This window comes from Agromyces neolithicus (assembly GCF_039529735.1).
In the GTDB taxonomy this organism is placed as follows: domain Bacteria; phylum Actinomycetota; class Actinomycetes; order Actinomycetales; family Microbacteriaceae; genus Agromyces; species Agromyces neolithicus.
Map to the genome: position 1 here is coordinate 197,383 of NZ_BAAANJ010000015.1, position 17,260 is coordinate 214,642.

20 protein-coding genes are annotated in these 17,260 nt (G+C 65.9%); 7 read left to right on the forward strand and 13 right to left on the reverse strand.

The window, feature by feature from the left end:
* Positions 1-3: 3 nt before the first annotated feature.
* The 6 genes from ABD164_RS14790 to ABD164_RS14815 are packed head-to-tail and all read left to right on the forward strand — an operon-like array spanning position 4 to position 4,204.
* Positions 4-765: an MIP/aquaporin family protein gene (locus ABD164_RS14790; RefSeq protein WP_344297055.1), complete on the forward strand. Its 762-nt coding sequence runs from the start codon at positions 4-6 to the stop codon at positions 763-765.
* 22 nt (positions 766-787) lie between these two features.
* The gene (locus tag ABD164_RS14795; protein ID WP_344297056.1) at positions 788-1,198 is read left to right on the forward strand and encodes an arsenate reductase ArsC; all 411 of its coding nucleotides are present in this window, start codon (positions 788-790) and stop codon (positions 1,196-1,198) included.
* A 2-nt stretch (positions 1,199-1,200) separates the two neighbouring features.
* The gene (locus tag ABD164_RS14800; RefSeq protein WP_344297057.1) at positions 1,201-1,869 is read left to right on the forward strand and encodes an arsenate reductase/protein-tyrosine-phosphatase family protein; all 669 of its coding nucleotides are present in this window, start codon (positions 1,201-1,203) and stop codon (positions 1,867-1,869) included.
* Positions 1,862-2,848 carry a thioredoxin-disulfide reductase gene (trxB, locus tag ABD164_RS14805; RefSeq protein WP_344297058.1) on the forward strand — a complete coding sequence of 329 codons (987 nt, stop codon included), beginning with the start codon at positions 1,862-1,864 and terminating at the stop codon, positions 2,846-2,848. Before ABD164_RS14800 ends, trxB begins: the two co-directional genes overlap by 8 nt.
* A gap of 60 nt (positions 2,849-2,908) precedes the next feature.
* Positions 2,909-3,235 carry an ArsR/SmtB family transcription factor gene (locus ABD164_RS14810; RefSeq protein ID WP_344297059.1) on the forward strand — a complete coding sequence of 109 codons (327 nt, stop codon included), beginning with the start codon at positions 2,909-2,911 and terminating at the stop codon, positions 3,233-3,235.
* 3 nt (positions 3,236-3,238) lie between these two features.
* Complete coding sequence (locus ABD164_RS14815; RefSeq protein WP_344297060.1) at positions 3,239-4,204, forward strand: arsenate reductase/protein-tyrosine-phosphatase family protein; 966 nt, start codon at positions 3,239-3,241, stop codon at positions 4,202-4,204.
* 3 nt (positions 4,205-4,207) lie between these two features.
* Here the strand turns inward: ABD164_RS14815 and ABD164_RS14820 are convergent, their stop codons facing one another.
* The 13 genes from ABD164_RS14820 to ABD164_RS14880 form a co-directional block, all read right to left on the reverse strand.
* A complete protein-coding gene (locus tag ABD164_RS14820; protein WP_344297061.1) occupies positions 4,208-4,723 on the reverse strand; it encodes a winged helix-turn-helix domain-containing protein in 516 nt (171 codons plus the stop codon).
* A 257-nt stretch (positions 4,724-4,980) separates the two neighbouring features.
* Complete coding sequence (pstB, locus tag ABD164_RS14825) at positions 4,981-5,751, reverse strand: phosphate ABC transporter ATP-binding protein PstB (protein ID WP_344297117.1); 771 nt, start codon at positions 5,749-5,751, stop codon at positions 4,981-4,983.
* Between the two features lie 89 nt (positions 5,752-5,840).
* Positions 5,841-6,752, reverse strand: a complete 912-nt coding sequence (gene pstA, locus ABD164_RS14830) for a phosphate ABC transporter permease PstA (RefSeq protein ID WP_344297062.1) — start codon at positions 6,750-6,752, stop codon at positions 5,841-5,843.
* A gap of 2 nt (positions 6,753-6,754) precedes the next feature.
* A complete protein-coding gene (gene pstC / locus ABD164_RS14835; protein ID WP_344297063.1) occupies positions 6,755-7,648 on the reverse strand; it encodes a phosphate ABC transporter permease subunit PstC in 894 nt (297 codons plus the stop codon).
* A gap of 101 nt (positions 7,649-7,749) precedes the next feature.
* Positions 7,750-8,718, reverse strand: a complete 969-nt coding sequence (locus ABD164_RS14840; RefSeq protein ID WP_344297064.1) for a PstS family phosphate ABC transporter substrate-binding protein — start codon at positions 8,716-8,718, stop codon at positions 7,750-7,752.
* A gap of 147 nt (positions 8,719-8,865) precedes the next feature.
* A complete protein-coding gene (locus ABD164_RS14845; RefSeq protein ID WP_344297065.1) occupies positions 8,866-9,000 on the reverse strand; it encodes a hypothetical protein in 135 nt (44 codons plus the stop codon).
* Between the two features lie 55 nt (positions 9,001-9,055).
* A complete protein-coding gene (locus ABD164_RS14850) occupies positions 9,056-9,367 on the reverse strand; it encodes a hypothetical protein (protein ID WP_344297066.1) in 312 nt (103 codons plus the stop codon).
* A gap of 227 nt (positions 9,368-9,594) precedes the next feature.
* Positions 9,595-9,777: a hypothetical protein gene (locus ABD164_RS14855; RefSeq protein WP_344297067.1), complete on the reverse strand. Its 183-nt coding sequence runs from the start codon at positions 9,775-9,777 to the stop codon at positions 9,595-9,597.
* Between the two features lie 229 nt (positions 9,778-10,006).
* The gene (locus ABD164_RS14860; RefSeq protein WP_344297068.1) at positions 10,007-11,476 is read right to left on the reverse strand and encodes a GH32 C-terminal domain-containing protein; all 1,470 of its coding nucleotides are present in this window, start codon (positions 11,474-11,476) and stop codon (positions 10,007-10,009) included.
* Complete coding sequence (locus ABD164_RS14865) at positions 11,473-12,864, reverse strand: glycoside hydrolase family protein (RefSeq protein WP_344297069.1); 1,392 nt, start codon at positions 12,862-12,864, stop codon at positions 11,473-11,475. The genes ABD164_RS14860 and ABD164_RS14865 overlap by 4 nt, the downstream gene beginning before the upstream one ends.
* Positions 12,865-12,949: 85 nt before the next feature.
* On the reverse strand, positions 12,950-13,825 hold the full coding sequence (locus ABD164_RS14870) for a carbohydrate ABC transporter permease (RefSeq protein WP_344297070.1): 876 nt from the start codon (positions 13,823-13,825) through the stop codon (positions 12,950-12,952).
* The gene (locus tag ABD164_RS14875; protein ID WP_344297071.1) at positions 13,822-14,775 is read right to left on the reverse strand and encodes a carbohydrate ABC transporter permease; all 954 of its coding nucleotides are present in this window, start codon (positions 14,773-14,775) and stop codon (positions 13,822-13,824) included. Before ABD164_RS14875 ends, ABD164_RS14870 begins: the two co-directional genes overlap by 4 nt.
* Positions 14,776-14,842: 67 nt before the next feature.
* Positions 14,843-16,081: an ABC transporter substrate-binding protein gene (locus ABD164_RS14880; RefSeq protein WP_344297072.1), complete on the reverse strand. Its 1,239-nt coding sequence runs from the start codon at positions 16,079-16,081 to the stop codon at positions 14,843-14,845.
* A gap of 143 nt (positions 16,082-16,224) precedes the next feature.
* Here ABD164_RS14880 and ABD164_RS14885 point away from each other — a divergent pair, with 143 nt between their 5' ends.
* Complete coding sequence (locus ABD164_RS14885) at positions 16,225-17,259, forward strand: LacI family DNA-binding transcriptional regulator (protein WP_344297073.1); 1,035 nt, start codon at positions 16,225-16,227, stop codon at positions 17,257-17,259.
* The last annotated feature ends 1 nt before the right edge of the window (position 17,260 follow it).

The window sequence follows — 17,260 nt, forward strand, 5'->3', positions numbered from 1 at the left end:
CCGATGACCGCAGACGAGTCACCCTCACCCAGCCCTGCCCCGCTCACCCGCCGCCTCGTCGCCGAGTTCCTTGGAACGGCTCTCCTCGTGGCGATCGTCGTGGGCTCTGGGATCGCCGCATCGGAGCTCTCGCCCGACGACGTCGGTCTCCAATTGCTTGAGAATAGTCTCGCGACCACGTTCGGCCTGGCGGTCCTCATCGCGGTGCTCGCGCCCGTGTCTGGTGCGCACTTCAATCCGGTCGTGACGTTCGCGGACTGGTGGCTCTCGCGCCGATCAGGGCCGAGCTTCCGGGCGCGAGACGTCGCACCGTATGGCGTCGCCCAGGTGCTCGGCGCGATCGCGGGCGCGCTGCTCGCGAACGCCATGTTCGACGTGCCGACGGCCATCTCGTCGACGGATCGTGCGACACCGGCGACCCTGCTCGCCGAAGTGGTTGCGACCGCAGGGTTGGTGCTGGTGATCTTCGCCCTCGTGCGCAGCGGCAACACCCGAATCCTCCCAGCCGCCGTCGGCGCGTACATCGGTGCGGCGTATTGGTTCACGAGCTCCACTTCCTTCGCCAACCCGGCTGTGACCATCGGTCGGGTTTTCTCCGATACGTTCGCCGGCATTGCGCCAGCGTCTGTCGTACCGTTTCTTGGGGCGCAGCTCGCCGGCGCGCTGCTCGGCGTGCTGGTCGTGAGTTTCCTCTTTCCAGCCCGGGCCGTCGCCGCAGCGGAGGCGCCCAGCATGGAGGAGAAGATCGCGGTAGCCAAACGATAGACGACGGTCTATCATTGAAGTTATGAGCACTGAGAAACCTTCCGTCCTGTTCGTCTGTGTCCACAACGCTGGTCGCTCCCAGATGGCCGCGGGGTACCTCCGCGAGCTCGGCGGGGACCGTGTCGAGGTCCGCTCTGCCGGGTCGGAGCCGAAAGACCAGATCAACCCGGTCGCGATCGAAGCGATGGCTGAGGAGGGCATCGACATCACCGGCAATACGCCGAAGATCCTCACGGTCGACGCCGTGAAGGAATCTGACGTGGTCATCACGATGGGATGCGGCGACGCGTGCCCGATCTTCCCGGGCAAGCGCTACGAGGACTGGGAGCTCGAGGACCCGGCGGGCAAGGACATCGTGACCGTTCGCCGCGTGCGTGACGACATCCGCGGCCGCGTCGAGGCGCTCCTCGCCGAGCTCGTCCCCGCTGCCTAGCCATGGCCGAGGTCGACACCGCTGGGCGACGGGGCCTGCCGGGTCTCACTTATCCCGAGCGCTACCTGCACGAGCTCTCGCTCGAACTGACGCATCGCTTCGACGGCACCTTCAACGCCGAGACAGTCGAGCGGTATGTGCTGGAGTCATACACGGCACTGCTTCGCACAGCCACGGTCAAGGCGCACCTCGCGACTCGAGTCATCCGCTTTGCCTCCGACCGTCTCACGGCCCTCGCCCAAGCGAAGGGCGCGATCGCGCACGATGTGCCGGAGGTGCTCTTCGTGTGCGAGCAGAACGCGGGGCGGTCGCAGATGGCGGCAATGCTGACGCACAGCATCGCCGGTGACCGAGTGCACGTGCGCTCGGCCGGGTCGGCGCCGGCCGCCGACCTGAACCCGGCCGTCGTGTTCGCGCTCGAGGAGCTCGGGTTGGACGTCAGTCGCGAGTTCCCCAAGCCGCTCACCGACGACGTGGTGCAGGCCGCCGACGTCGTGGTCACGATGGGCTGCGGCGATGCCTGTCCGATCTACCCCGGCAAGCGGTACCTCGACTGGCATCTCGACGACCCCGAGCAGCTCACGCTCGACGAAGTCCGCCGTGTTCGCGACGAGATCAGTGTCCACATCGAACAGCTGCTGCAGAGCTTGGAGGTCGGCGCTCATGAGTGACCAGACGATCGAGAACGTCGTCGTGATCGGTTCCGGCCCGTCGGGCTACACCGCCGCTGTCTATCTGGCCCGCGCGGGCCTGGCGCCGGTCGTGCTCGCGAGCTCGGTCGAGGCGGGCGGCGCTCTGGTCACCACTACTGAGGTCGAGAATTATCCGGGGTTCGCGCAGGGCATCATGGGGCCCGAGTTGATGGAGCAGATGCGCGGTCAAGCCGAACGCTTCGGCGCCCGCATCCTCTACGACGACGCGACCGAGGTCGAGCTCTCGGGCGAAGTGAAGGTCGTGCGCACGATCAACGGCCTCGAGTATCGTGCCCACGCCGTGGTGCTCGCGATGGGGTCGGCCTACCGCAAGCTCGGCGTCGAAGGCGAAGAACGCCTCACCGGGCGCGGCGTGTCCTGGTGTGCGACCTGTGATGGCTTCTTCTTCAAGGGCAAGGACATCGCCGTCGTGGGTGGTGGGGATTCGGCACTCGAGGAGGCGATGTTCCTCACGCGATTCGCCGATTCCGTGACGCTCGTGCACCGTCGTGATTCGCTGCGCGCGTCGCGCATCATGCAGGAGCGGGCCTTGTCGAACCCGAAGATCCGTCCGTACTGGAACGCATCGGTCGTCGCAGTCGAGGGTGACGACGGCCTCGAGCGGTTGCGGCTGCGGGACACCACGACTGGCGATGAGACAGCGCTCGACGCGACGGGCCTGTTCATCGCGATCGGCCACGACCCCCGGAGCGAGCTCGTCGCCGGGCAGGTCGAGCTCGATGACGACGGCTACGTGAAGGTGGCGCATCCGTCGGCCCATACGAACCTCGACGGTGTCTTCGCGTGCGGTGACCTCGTCGACAAGCGATACCGCCAGGCCATCACTGCGGCGGGAACCGGGTGCGCCGCGGCCCTCGATGCCGAGCACTTCCTCGCGGAGCGCGGGCTCGCGACGCCCGTGGAGGAGCAGCCGGCGATCATCCTCGAAACGTCCTAGTCCTATGGGAGACGTCGGAGTTCGGGTCGGCCGAGGGAGTGCTCGACTAGAATCGGCCGCATGGTTGCCAGTCCGCTCCGATTCCCGGAGGGCGAGGAGCGCGCGGCGGCCCTGGATCGCGAGGCTGCCGAGTCGCTCGCCCGAACGCTTCGCGCAATCGCTGATCCGACCCGGCTGCAGCTGCTCAGCCTCATCCGCCGGAGCCCCAACGGCGAAGCGACCGGTGGCGAACTTGCCGATCACCTTCGCCTCACGCAACCGACGGTCAGCCACCATCTGCGGATCATGGTCGATGACGGCCTGCTCCTCCGCGACCAGCGCGGCCGAAGCGCCTGGTTCTCCGTCGTCGCAGACCGCGCAGCGGAGATCGACGACTTGCTGCGGTGACACATGAGCGGGCCAGGTTCGCCCGCGCCGCTGGATCCGGCATCGGCCGAAAGCCGTGCCCGGCAGATCGCGATCCTCGCTGATCCGGTGCGCCTCCGGCTCCTGAGTGTCCTTGCCACGGATCCGGACCGGCCATGGAATGCCGACCAGCTGGCGATCATCCTTGAAATCGATGCGCCATCTGTGCTCGGGCACTTGGACAACCTGCAAGCTGTCGGACTGCTCGTGCCACGCCCTGGGGTGGCGTCGCCTCAGCTGATCCCATCTGCCGAGGCATGGGTACGGTTCGGTCGTCTCTTGGCAGGAAAACCCGCGTACGTTCGGGTGGAATCTGCGGATGCCCGAGTCGACGTGGACGCGTTGCCCTCGCCGATCCAGCGCATCGCCGACCGGCTCACGTACCGCTACAGCGCGCATTTCTCGCGTGAGACCGTCGAGCGGTATGTCGCGGAAAGCTACGAGCTGCTGAAGGCTCGAGCCAAGACGACCCGGCATCTTCCCTCGTTGACGAGCCGGTTCGCGAGCGACCGTCTGGGAGCCCTTGCGGCGGCGCAGGGATTCGACCTGACCGGCGTCCCAGAGGTGCTGTTCGTGTGCGTGCAGAACTCGGGTCGTTCCCAGATGGCGGCCGGACTCCTCCGTACACTCGCCGGCGAACGCGTCCACGTGCGGACCGCAGGGTCACAACCGGCCGACACGATCGATCCGTTGGTGGTGGAGGTGCTCAATGAGATCGGCGTCCCGACCGTCGCAGAGTTCCCCAAGCCACTGACCGATGAGGTCGTGCAGGCCGCTGACGTCGTGATCACCATGGGCTGCGGCGACGCGTGCCCCGTGTACCCGGGGCGGCGGTACATGGACTGGAAGATTCGCGACCCGCTCGGTCACCCGATCGAAGAGGTCCGACGGATCCGTGATGAGGTCAGGTCGCACGTCGAAGCGCTCATGGTGGGTTTGGATCTGCGGTGAGGATCAGTTGTCAGCGATCCGATACCCGATGCCGCGCACGGTCTCGAGGATGTGGCCGGACTCGGGTGAGGCTGCTTCGAGCTTTTTCCGCACGCGGGTGACCAGTACTCGGGTTGCGGGGATACTGCCGTCGTCGTAGGTCGCCAGCGCACGGGTGAGCTCCTCGACACTGACCACCCGCGGAGTGGCGAGCATCAGGCACTGTACGAGCAGGAACTCGCGCGGAGTGAGGGGCACCGTGTGGTCGTCGATCGTGACCTTGAACGCCTGGGGATCCAACACCAGTGTGCCGATCTCGAGCGGGCGTGCAGACGCGTCCACCCGGACGCCGCAGGAGCGCACCGCCGCGATGAGTTGATCCGCCCGGCACGGCAGCGCGAGGATCGACCGCGCGCCCCGGGCGATGGCCTGATAGGCGAGGTCGGCGGCACCGTCATGGTTCGCGACGCCGACGATCACGGGCACTTCGCTCCAGGCGGACATCGCCTCGATGAAGCTGATGAAGTCGACGTTGACCATGTCGGTGGGTGCGACGATCGCTGCCGGCTCGTCAATGCCGACGGCGAGGAGTGCCCCGATGGCGTCGCTGTACCCGTGGATCTCGAACCCGTGTGTCTCGAAGGACTCAGCCGGATGCCCCGGCGCGGAGCGGGACTCGATGAACAGTACGCGGGCCGGCCACCTGGGCGCGCCGATTGCGATTCGAGACGCGCCGGAGTGCGCGTAGGCGAGATCGCTCGTGAGTGACGCGGTGCCGTGCCCGGCGCTGAGGGTGCTCATCCGAAGCGTCCGGAGATGTAGTCCTCGGTGCGCTGATCCTTTGGGTCCTCGAAGATCTGCGTCGTCGTGCCGTACTCGACGAGCACCCCGGTTCGGGCGCCGGTGCCTTCGGAGATCTGCGCGGTGAAGAACGCGGTGCGGTCGGCGACGCGCGCGGCTTGCTGCATGTTGTGGGTGACGATGATGATCGTGTACTGCTCGCGCAGTTCGTGCATCAGATCTTCGATGCGCATGGTCGCGATCGGATCGAGTGACGCGCACGGCTCATCCATGAGGATGACGTCGGGGCGCACCGAGATCGCCCGGGCGATGCACAGGCGCTGCTGCTGCCCACCCGAGAGGCCGATGGCCGATTGCTTGAGCTTGTCCTTGACCTCGTCCCAGAGCGCCGCGCGGGTGAGGGATTCCTCGACCAGGTCGTCCATCGAGTCGACCTTCATGCCGGTGACCCTTGGGCCGTATGCGATGTTGTCGTAGATCGACTTGGGGAACGGGTTCGGCTTCTGGAACACCATGCCGATCCGTCGGCGGACTTCGATCGGGTCGACACCCTTGCCGTAGATGTTCTCGCCGTGGAAGACGATCTCACCATCGACGCGGGCGCCGTCGATGAGATCGTTCATGCGGTTCAGTGATCGGAGGAGCGTCGATTTGCCGCAGCCGGACGGGCCGATCAGGGCGGTGATCTCGTTCAAGCCGAATTCGAGGTTCACGCCGGTCACGGCGCGGAAGTCGCCGTAGTACACGTCGACATCGTTGACCTTCATGATCGGGCGCGTGACGGTGGCAGTAACCTGGCTGGTCTGCACGGGGTGCAGGTGCACGGGCGGACTGTCGTGGGTGTTTTCCATGTGGGCTACCACCGTTTCTGGTATCGGTTGCGGATGAAGATGGCGAGCCCGTTCATGAGTAGCAGGAGCATGAGCAGGATGATGCTGGCGGCCGCCGCGAGCTCGTGGAATCCCTCTTGCGGTCGCCCGGTCCAGTTGAAGATCTGGATCGGCAGTGTCGTGAATCCGCTGAGGAGACCGTTCGGATCGAAGCTGACGAAGACCAGTGCACCGAGGAGGAGGAGGGGTGCGGCTTCGCCGAGCGCGCGGGAGAGTGCGAGGATCGAGCCCGTTGCGATGCCGGGTACTGACGCCGGCAGCACTTGCCTCCACGTGGTCTGCCACTTCGTGGCACCCAGGGCGAGTGAGCCGTCACGGATCTCCGACGGCACGGCTCGGATGGCTTCTCGGGTGGCGATGATGATCACCGGGAGGATCAGCAGGCTCAGGGCGAGCGCACCCCCGATGACGATGTTCTTGTCGCGCACGCCGACGAGCGTGAGGAAGGCCAGCGCGAGGAGGCCGTACACGATGGAGGGGACAGCGGCGAGGTTCTGCACGTTCAGCTCGATCGCTCGGTTGAACCAGTGTCGCTTGTCGGCGAACTCCTCCAGGTGCACGGCGGCGGCGATGCCGAGGGGGATGGTGAGCACCGCTGTCACGCCGATGACCCAGATCGATCCGAGGATGGCCGGCCGAGCGCCAGCACGGTCGGGATCGGACGCCGGGTACTCGGTGAACAGCTGCAGCCCGAATCGGCTGCCGCCTTCGAGGACGATGTTCACGATCAGGGTGATGAGGAAGACGACCGCGATGAGCAGGCTGAGCCAGAGGACGATCAGGAAGATCATCGGCGCGGGTCGTTGCTCGCGGGGACGCTTTCCGGTCGAGAGCGGCATCGTGGGTGCTCCGGCGAGGGAGTCCTGAAGGGATCTCATGATCAGTAGGCCTGTCGGAATCGGCGGACGAGTCGGATGCTGATGAAGTTCACGATCAGCGTGATCGCGAACAAGAGCAGCCCCACGGCATAGAGGGTGTCGTACTCGAGGGAGCCGACGCGGGAATCACCGAGTGCTGCGTTGGCAATGAACCCGGTCATCGTCTGGCCCTGCTCCAGCGGGCCGGTGACGATCCGCGCTTGGTTGCCCGCGGCAATCGCCACGATCATCGTTTCGCCGACTGCGCGGGAGATGCCGAGCACGATGGCGGCCATGATTCCGGAGAGGGCGGCCGGGAAGACCACTCGGAGGCTTGTCTGCATGCGGTTGGCGCCGAGCGCAGCAGAGCCTTGGCGAAACGACATCGGCACGGCGGACATGGCGTCCTCGGAGATCGAGGCCACGGTGGGAATGATCATGATGCCCATCACGAGACCGGCCGCGAGCACACTGAATGCCCCGGTGTCGAGCTGCAGCCACTCCCGGAAGACGGTCGCCTGGATGAACTGGAGCGCAAACAGGCCATACACGACCGTGGGAACCCCCGCGAGAACCTCGAGGATGGGCTTCAGCACCTTGCGGAGGCTCGGGCGAGCGTACTCGGAGAGCAGCAATGCGGCGCCGAGCCCGAGCGGAACGGCAACCAGGAGCGCGATCGCGGTCGTCCAGAGCGTCGCCGTGACGAGGGGAACGACGCCGAACGAGGCATCCGCGAATCTCGGTGCCCACCGGTCGCCGAAAAGGAAATCGAAGACGGGAACTTCGCGGAAGAAGCCGATCGCCGGCACGAGCAGGGCGATCACAATGCCGATCGTGGTCAGGATCGCGACGCCCGACGCCAGTCGGAGCACGAACTTGATGACGGCTTCGCCCGGACGTGCGCGTCCGGCGAACAACGACCGAGGCGGGTGGCCCGACGGAGTCGTCGGGCCACCCGTGCTGGCGGTCGTCGGGGCCTCGCGCTGCGAAGCCGTTGTATCAGCCAGCATGAGGTTGATCAGCCGAGGGTGGCGAGTTCGTCCTGAGCCGTGGCCTTCTGCTCCTCGGTCAGACCGATGAAGAGGGCGGCCTCGGCGACCTCGGCTTCGGACTCGACATAGAAGTCCACGAAGGACTTCACCTGGGGCTTGTCGGCGTACGACGCGTTGTTGACGTAGATGAAGAGCGGGCGGCCAAGCGGCGAGTAGGTGCCGTCCTGCACAGTCTCAGCGGTCGGAGCGACGCAGCCGGCGCCGCCGTCGACCTCGATGGCCTTCAGCGAGTCGGGGTTCTCCTCGACGTACGAGAGGCCGAGGAATCCGATTGCGCCTTCGTCACCGGCGACACCCTGGACGGTGATGTTGTCGTCCTCGGAAGGGCTGTAGTCGGTGCGGATCGCGCCCTCTTCGCCGTTGATGGCGTCGGTGAAGTAGTCGAACGTGCCGGAGTCGGTACCTGCGCCGAAGAGCGCGAGCGGCAGGTCGGGGAACGACGGGTCGACCTGGTTCCAGTTCGTGACCGTGCCCTCGGCTTCAGGGCCCCAGATCGTGTTGAGCTGTTCGACGGTGAGGCACTGGGCGAAGTCGTTCTCGGGGTTCACGACCACTGAGAGGCCGTCGTTCGCGATGATGATCTCCGTGTACTCGATGCCGGCCTCCTCACAGAGCGCGGCTTCCTCGTCCTTGATCGGGCGCGAGGCGTTGGAGATGTCGGTCTCGTCGGCGCAGAACTTGGCGAACCCGCCGCCAGTGCCGGAGGTGGCGACCGTGACATTCACGTCGGGTGCTTCGTCGCGGAAGAAGTCCGCGGCGGCCTCGGTGAGGGGGGCGACCGTCGACGAACCGTCAGCAACGACCGAGCCGCTGGTGCCGGCCCCTTCGGTAGAGCCATCGCCTGCAGCGGGCTGTCCACCGCAGGCAGTGAGGACGAGGGCAGCGACTGCGATGGTCGCGCTCAGCCCTGCGAGTTTCAGAGAACGGTAAGACACGGTGATCCTTCCGGGAGAGGATTTAGCCTCATGGATGAAATGTGATGGCCGGTATCCGGCTGAACACATAGAAGATCGTCTAAATGAACGCGCGGTGAACGCAGCCTTTCTTATCCCCATCGAAATCGGTACGCGTTCCCGTGTCGATCAGACTGAAAAGTCACCCCGGGCGGGGGAGTCCTCGTCGGAAGTGCCGACCTGGCGAATCTCACCGTCCCAATTGCCGTCGGAGAGGTAGTGCAAGTAGGCCGCGAACGCAGCAGGCTCTTCGCCACCTGTCACGCGGTGAGCCTCTTGGAATTGGGCCCAGCTCATCCGATCGGACATGGCACTGGCTCTATTCGTGCGGCGCGTCGACTTCGTCGACGTCGAGTTCGGGTCTCGCGCGAACGAATCGCACGGCGTGGCGGAAGGAGTGTCCGGAGAGCGCGACGTCGGCCGACACTTCGACTACGAACGGCTCTACGAGTGTCAGGTGCACCGGGTCCCTGGAGTTGAAGCGGTCGAGCGCTCCTGGTGAGACGACCTCGGGCCACGGGTGTTCGCCGAGCGGCGGCCGCAGGTGCGCCGCCAGGTCGCGTGCGACGTGCGGGCGGAGCGGTGTGGTTCGGCCGACGATGTGAAGCTCGCCATCGATGGGGAGGCCCACAACGATGGCCTCCGGGCGAGAGCGGGGACCAATCACGGCCCCGGCGATTACGTCGCGGGTGCTGCGGTGCTTCACCTTCAACCTTATCTGCACCATGGAGTTCGGTTGAGGTAAATCATCAGCTAAGAGTGCGCGACTGCCCGAGTGGCCCGAGCTTGATGCCCTCGTCGATGTCGGCGCGCCGCTGCCATTCCGCAGGGTCGTCATGGAATTCGGTCGGGTAGGGCTTACGTCACGTTCTCGTGCAGCAGACCCATCAGGCGCTCCCGGGCGCCGACCAGCAAGATGGTGCCGGCGTACTGGTAGAAGAGATGGTAGCGGTCGTCCCGGTACGTCAGCCCGAGCGGGTCGTTGATCCATCCTCGCTCCGGCGTGAAGTGGAAGTCGGGTCGGCGTGGAAGATTCGTCATGGCAGGGGCTTCGGATCGGAACATTCGGGGCGCATCCGTTCTCTCCATTCGTGATTGTGGCCCGGCGGTCACCGCCTTGGCGGAGGCGCCGAGAGTATCAGAGCTCGCGCGCCGAGGAAGGGCCGATCGCGCGGAACACGGTGATCACCGCGGCAGCCGGGGCCTCGCGAGCCACGCTTTCGAGTCGCTCGCCGTCGAGACCGCCACTATTGTGACGGAGCACGCCGGGTCAGCATCCCCACTTGCCGACGCTCAACCCACTCACGTCGATGGCGCCGCTTGATACGTAGGCGCCAATCGAGCCGCCCTGCAGGTCGTAGCCGCGCGTCGTCAGGGCGACGTCGTCGACGTAGACCGAGATGCATGAGCCCTCGACGATGATCGTCACTTCGTGTTCAGCCCGCGGCGCGAGCGGGCGCTCGATCTCGAAGTCGGGGTCGCTCACGTAGCCTCGGTCGGCGTCGTGGTCGAACGGCACCTCGATGCGGTGCGGCCGCCGGTCGAACACGAACCGGCCGCGCGCGGGCTCGAAGCGCAGCAGGTAGGCGCTCGTGAAGTCATCGGCAGCTTGGATCGCGAAACCCGATTCCTCGGCAGTCTCGTCGATCCGAACGGTCGCGCGCACGAGCACAGCCCTGTCGTCGGCGCGATCGAGCTCGGTGAGACTCGCCCAGGCGAATGATGCGCCGGGAGCCGTGCGCCCGCGCGCCGCGCGCCCCGCGACCGTCCACTCCCCCTGCCGGGGCCGGATCGACGCCTCGACCTCGTCGAACGCCTCCAGTCTTGAAGCGAGCGGCCGGGCGCCGAGCGAACCGTCGAGGCGCGCGATGAGCTCGTGCACCACGAGGTCGCCGCCCCACTGGCGCTTCCCGCGGTCGCCTTCGCCGCTTCGCGTTGCGAGCCAACCGACGAGCAGCCTCCGGCCCTCGACTTCGACGCTCGTTGCCGCGTACAAGTCGTTGGCGTCAAGCGCATCCCAGGCGGGCGCGAACCACTGCTCGCCCTCACGCACGCGATGGCGCACTGCGAACCGATCTGAGTAGGTCGAGTAGAGCAGGTACGACCGTCCGTCGAGCTCGAATTCCTCCGGGCATTCAGGGGCGAGTGTCGTTCCGGGTGCGAAGCGGGGCGGTTGCGCCTCCCAGTGGTCGAGATCCGCCGACACTGCCATGCCGACCGCGCCGCCACGCCGCGCGGGGGTGACGTCCTTCTGCGCGCACAACAGCATGCGCCAGCCGCCGCCTGTCGCCGGCATCACGAACGGGTCGCGCCAGGCGTCGCGGTGATACCAGCGTGGGTCGGCCTCGAACCGAAAGTCCGGGTCTTTGACCCAGGTCTCCAGGTCGGTCGAGGTGGCCCGCAGCACGACTTGCTCGGCCTCGCCGCGTTCGACCGCGTGCGGGTTGATACCCACATAGAACGCGTGATACTGCCCGTCGACCGGACCAACAACCGAGCCCGCGCCCACCAGTAGATCGGGCTGGTCGGCCTCGCCGGCGGGAATGGCGGTGGCGTGTTCGGTGAAATCGACGAAGTCGCGGGTGCTGAGGTGTGCCCACTTCAGCCGTTTCGAACGTGTCGGCGAACCCTCGTCATCGAAGTCGAGGTGCGTGTAGTAGAGGTGGCAGATCCCGTCCTCGACGAATGGCATCACGTCGCCGAACCAGCCCTCGCTCGGACGGAAGAAGAGCGCGTTCACGCGGCGAGTCCCTTCGCGATCGTGGCGTCCCAGATCTCGACGCCGCCGTCGACGCTACTCAGCACGATGGCGTGGCCGGGCACAGTGTTCATACGTGCGTTGAGGGCCACCCCGTCAACGTAGAGAGTCGCGATCGAACCGTCGACGATAAGGTCGACGCGGTGCTCGGTGCCAGGCTCGAGCGCGAGCGGCCGCTCGAGGCCACGGTTGTCGTACTGGTACCAGGGATAGTTCGGCCGGCGATCGAACACGAGACGGTTCTCGCCCGCGTCGATCCGGTACTCGTAGCCCTGCCCGGTCGAGACGTTCTCGAGCAGCCGCAGCGACACCGAGCGGGTGCCGGGCGCAACGCGCAACGCGAACGAGAGATGGAACAGCTCGCCTGCATCGTCGACGAGTACCCGTTCGGCGACGCCGTCCGCGGCGGCAACGGCGATCGGCCCATCGGCGATCGCCGTGGGGGGCGCGAACGCCGCGCGGACGCCGTCAGGTATACCAGCGGCGAGCGAGCCATCGGGGCGCTGCAGCACCTCGTGCACGACGAGCGTGCCGCCCCACTCCCACCTCGCGGCGTCATCGTCGCCGGCCTTGGTGGGCACCCAGCCGAACAGATAGCGGTGCTCGCCGTCGGAGGCCGAACGTGCCGCGTAGTAGGCGCGGCCGTCGAATGCATCGTCGACCGGCGCGCTCCACGGACCGGAGAGCGAGCGACTCATGCGGTAGACCGTCTTGCACTTGTCGCTGTACTCGGTGGTGAGCAGATACCAGTACTCCCCCATCTGGAACAGGTCGGGCATCTCGTGCATGCTGTACAGCCCCGGCGCCCAGAAGTCACCCTGGAAGGTCCAGTTCTCGAGATCGGTCGAGGTGAAGGCGACGGTCGAGCCGGTGAGTACCCGCTCGCCGTCCTTCCGCGAGCCGAGGATCATCAGGTATTCGGATGCCTCGGCGTCCCAGATCACGTAGGGGTCCCGCCAGTCGTCGGGGTCGTAGCCGGATTGCGGAGGGACGAGCTTGCGGTCGCTCTTCTCCCAGGTGAGCAGGTCGTCGCTCGTCGCGAGCATCAGCACCTGCGAAGCCTTGCCCTGCTCGGGGTAGTCGCGGTTGTATCCCGTGTACATGGCGTGATAACGACCCTCGGCCTCGAACACGCTACCTGCGAAGATGAACTGGTCCTGCTCGTCGTCACCGCCGCGTTCCAGCGATTCGCCGTGGTCTTCGTATTCGACGAAGTCCTTCGTCGTGGCGAGTGCCCAGCCGAACGGCTCACCGAATGGTCCCGGCTTGCGGGTGTCGCGCTGGTGGAAGAGATAGAACTGGCCGTTCGCGAAGAATGGCATGCAGTCGCCGAACCAGACGCCTTCGGGCTGGTAGTGGAGTTGGTGCACGGTTTTCCTTTCAGGGATGGGATAAGAGCGCGCGAACTCGGCAGCACGATCTGGACCGTGCGGCGAGGTCGACGTGGGGAGACGGTCAGCGGCCGCCCATGCCGCTGAGTGCGATGCCAGAGACAAGGTGCCGCTGGAGCAGGATCACGATGATGGCGCTCGGGATCACCGAGATCGTCGACGCGGCCATGAGGAGGTTCCACTGGTTTCCGGTCTGCCCGAGGAACATGTTGAGCCCGAGCGGCACCGTGGCCATGTTCACATCGCTGACGATGAGCAGGGGCCAGAGGAAGCTGTTCCAGTAGCCGATGAACGTGAAGACCGCGAGTGTGCCGAGCGCGGGCTTTGCCAGTGGCAGGATGATGCGGGTGAACATCGTCCAGCGGCTGGCGCCGTCGATGCGGGCCGCCTCTTCGAGCTCGTCGGGCAGTGTCATGAAGAACTGTCGCAGCAGGAACGTGCCGAAGGCCGTGAAGGCCCACGGGATGATGAGCGCCTGGTAACTGTTGATCCACCCGAGCTGGCGCATGATGATGAACATCGGAACGATGAGCACCTCCTGCGGCACCATGAGAGTGCCGAGGTAGATAAGGAAGGTGCCGTCACGACCCCGCCATTTCAACCGCGAGAAGGCGTAGGCCGCCATCGCCGAGCTCGCCACGACCATGATCGTGCCGACGCCGGCGACGATCAGTCCGTTGAGCATGAATCGCCCGAACGGCAGGTAGTTCCATGCATCGGCGAAGTTGTGCCATTCGATGCTGGATCCGATGAGCGAGGGCGGGTTTGCGAACACCTCTCCGGCCGGCTTCAGGGCCGTCGCCACCATCCAGATGAACGGGATGAGCGTGATGACCGCGGCGATGAACAGCAGCACTTGGGAGGTGACCCGCCCCACGCGCCGGCGCAGGGCATGTCTCGTCACCCCGTGCGAGGACAGGTCGATCGTTGTCGAGCTCATGAGTAGTGCACCCACTTCTTCTGGCTCCGGAACTGGATGATGGTGATGAACATGATCAGGACGAAGAGCGACCAGGCGATGGCCGACGCATACCCCATCTCGTATGCCTGGAAACCCTTCTGGTACAGGTAGAACACCAGGGTGGTCGTCGACGACCCGGGGCCTCCCCCGGTCAGGATGAAGGGCTGTGCGAACACCTGCAGCGAAGAGATGACGGTCATCACGGTCGCGAAGAAGAGACTGGGCGTCAGCAACGGCAGCGTGATGTTCAAGGTGCGCCGCCACCATCCGGCACCGTCGAGCTCGCCGGCTTCGTAGAGCGAGCGCGGGATGCCTTCGATGCCGGCGATGAAGATGATCATGTTGTAGCCGAAGCCGGCCCAGACGGACATCAGGATGACCGCCGGCATCGCCCACTCGGAGCTTCCGAGCCAGTTCGGGCCCGGTGAGCCGGTAAAGGTGGTGGAGAACCACGCGATGAGACCGTCATCGGGCGTGTACAGGAGACGCCACACCACTGCGTTCGCGACCATCGGGCTGACGACCGGCAGGAAGAAGACGAATCGGTAGAAGCCCTTCCAGCGCACTCGCGAAGTGAGCCAGAGCGCGAGCGCGAGCGAGACGATGAGGTTGAGCACCACGTAGCCGGCGACGAAGTAGAACGTGTTGCCGACGACCTGCCAGAACACGGGATCGCTGGTGAAGAGTTCGATGAAGTTGGCGAGACCCGTGAAGACCGCTTCTCCGAGCAAGGGCCACTCGAAGAAGCTGAGCACCAGGGAGGCGCCGATCGGGATCAGCGTGAAGCACAGGAACCCGACGAGGTTCGGTGCGAGAAAGCCGAGCGCGGCGCGGCGATCCCTCGGACCTCGACCGCGTTGCCGTGCGGCGGGAGGTTTCGATGTCGCCGGGCTCTGCCTGGGGGCTTCGATAGGTCGCGTGATGGTCATGATGTCTTCTCCCTGCTCGGGGTCCCGCGGGCGCGGAACCCCGAGCGTTGGTGATGCGCTCGGCGTGTCAGCCTGCGACTTGGCTCTGCACCTGGTCGAGGACCTCGGCCGGCGTAGAGCTGCCGTTGAATGCCTCGACGCCGTACTGCTGCAGCAGTGCGGACAGCTGGTTCCACTTGGGAGTCGTGCGGTACACGTTCACGGTGCTGAGTGCGGTGTCGATCGCCTCTTTGGCGCCGTCGACATCGGCGGTCGCATACCAGTGTTCCTGCGCCGCGGTGTAGGCGGGGAAGCCACGGCCGGCGTCGGCGATGTACTCCTGCGCCTCCGGCCCGATGATCACCGAGATCGCGTTCCAGGCGTCCTCGGGGTGCTCGCAGCTCTTCGTCACCCCGAAGCCGGTGCCCGACATGGTCGTGATCGATGTGCCGTCGAAGGCAGGTGTGGTCGCGAGGCCGACGGTGAAGTCGACGCTCTGCTTCGCGTTGATCAGTTGCCAGGGCCCATCGACATACATCGCTGCGTTGCCGTTGCGCCATTGGTCCGCCGGCCAGTTCGACGCACCCGTCGCCGGAGGCGCCGGAGCGACGTGTTCCTTCGTCGCGAGATCGGTGACCCACGTGAGGCCATCGACGACCTTGTCGTTGGTCAGGTCCGGCTCGCCGTCGGCGATGTAGTCGCCGCCGATGCTGAGGACGTACGGCAGCCACATATCGGGCGTGCCGTCGGCGACGTACCCGTAGACGCCGTCCTTCGTCAGTGCCTTTGCGGCCGCCATGAACTCGTCGACCGACCATCCCGGCGTCGGCACGGGGATGCCGGCGGCGTCGAAGAGGTCCTTGTTGTAGTAGAGCACGTAGGGGCCGAGGTCGTAGGGCACTGCGAGCTGCTGACCGTCGGCCTGCAGCCCTTCCACGATCGACGGCTCGTACTCGTCGATGTCAAAGTCGGTGTTCTCGAATGACGGTGTGAGGTCGGTGAACAACGAGCCGACATCGGGAACCCGCTGCGCCTGCAGGCCTGCGATGCATGCGAGGTCGTTGCTGGCTGCCTGGGTGGTGAGCTTGTTGTAGTAGTCCTTGAACGGCGTGCTCTCGAACTTCACGGTGATGTTCGGGTACTCCTCGTGGACCATGTCGGCGAGGTGGTTCCACACGTCGACCTCCGCTTGGGAGTCGGCGGACATGATCCACCGGAGTTCGACGTCGCCGCCGGATGCATCGGTGCCGCCTGACGCGCACGCGGTCGTGGCGAGTGCGGCGCCGAGGATCACGCCCGTGGCGGCTGCCAGTTTTCCAATCTTCATTGATGTGCCTCTCTTGGGGTTTCGGCCGACTGCTCGACCGACATCGTTGTCGGCGGCAATGTTTACACAGATTCCACCAAAATAAAAGCGCACTCTCGGTCTTTGGCTTCACTCCGCTATCGTTGTCACCGGAAAGGCAATGAATGGTTGATCAGGTAAGGGAGCCCCGAGCGGACGGCGCCCAGTCCGCTCGGGTGGCGCGGGCGACCATGAAGGATGTCGCGGCACTGGCTGGTGTGGGCATCAAGACGGTTTCACGCGTCGTCAATGGCGAACGGCACGTCAGCGAAGACACCCGGGTCGCGGTCGAGCGCGCGATCGCGCAGCTGCGGTTCCAGCGGAACGCGAGCGCGGCGAGTCTCCGACAGGGCCAGTCCGCGACCATCGGTCTCATCGTGGAGGACATCTCCGAGCCGACTCAATCGAGCATCGCACGGGCGGTCGAGCGGGTGGCGCTTGACGAGGGCACGCTGCTCTTCACTGCCTCCTCATCCGATGATCCCGATCGCGAACGCGCGATGACGCTGTCGCTCATTTCGCGCCGGGTCGACGGGTTGATCGTGATTCCCTCGCCGTTCGATCACGGCTTCCTCCAGCCCGAGATGACCGCCGGCCTCCCGATCGTGTTCGCCGACCGGCCGCCCATCGGCCTCACCGCTGACACTGTGCTCGCCGACAACCGCGGCGGCGCACAGACTGGCACCGCGCACCTGATCGAGGCCGGTCACCGTCGCATCGCTTTCATCGGCGACCCTGAATCGGTGCACACCGGCGCCGAACGGCTTGCAGGGTATCGCGACGCCCTGGCCGACGCCGGCATTCCGTATGATCCGAAGGTCGTGTTCCTCGGCGCGCCGAGCATCGAGCGCTCGGAGGCGGCTATCGCCGCCGCTCTCGATGTGGATGTCCCTGCAACCGCGTTGTTCACCGGCAACAGCCTGAACACGCTCGCCACTCTCCGCGCGCCCTCGTTCGAGCGTTCGGCGCTCGACCATGTCGCGTTCGACGACTTCGAACTCGCGGATCTGTTATGGCGACCCCTGACGGTCGTCGCGCAGGACCCCTCGGCGATGGGAGAGGCCGCCGCACGGCTCGTGTTCGACCGACTTCGCGGCGAGCCCGGCGCGGCCCGGAGAGTCACCCTCCCGACGCGCCTCATCGTGCGCAACCACCGCTAAA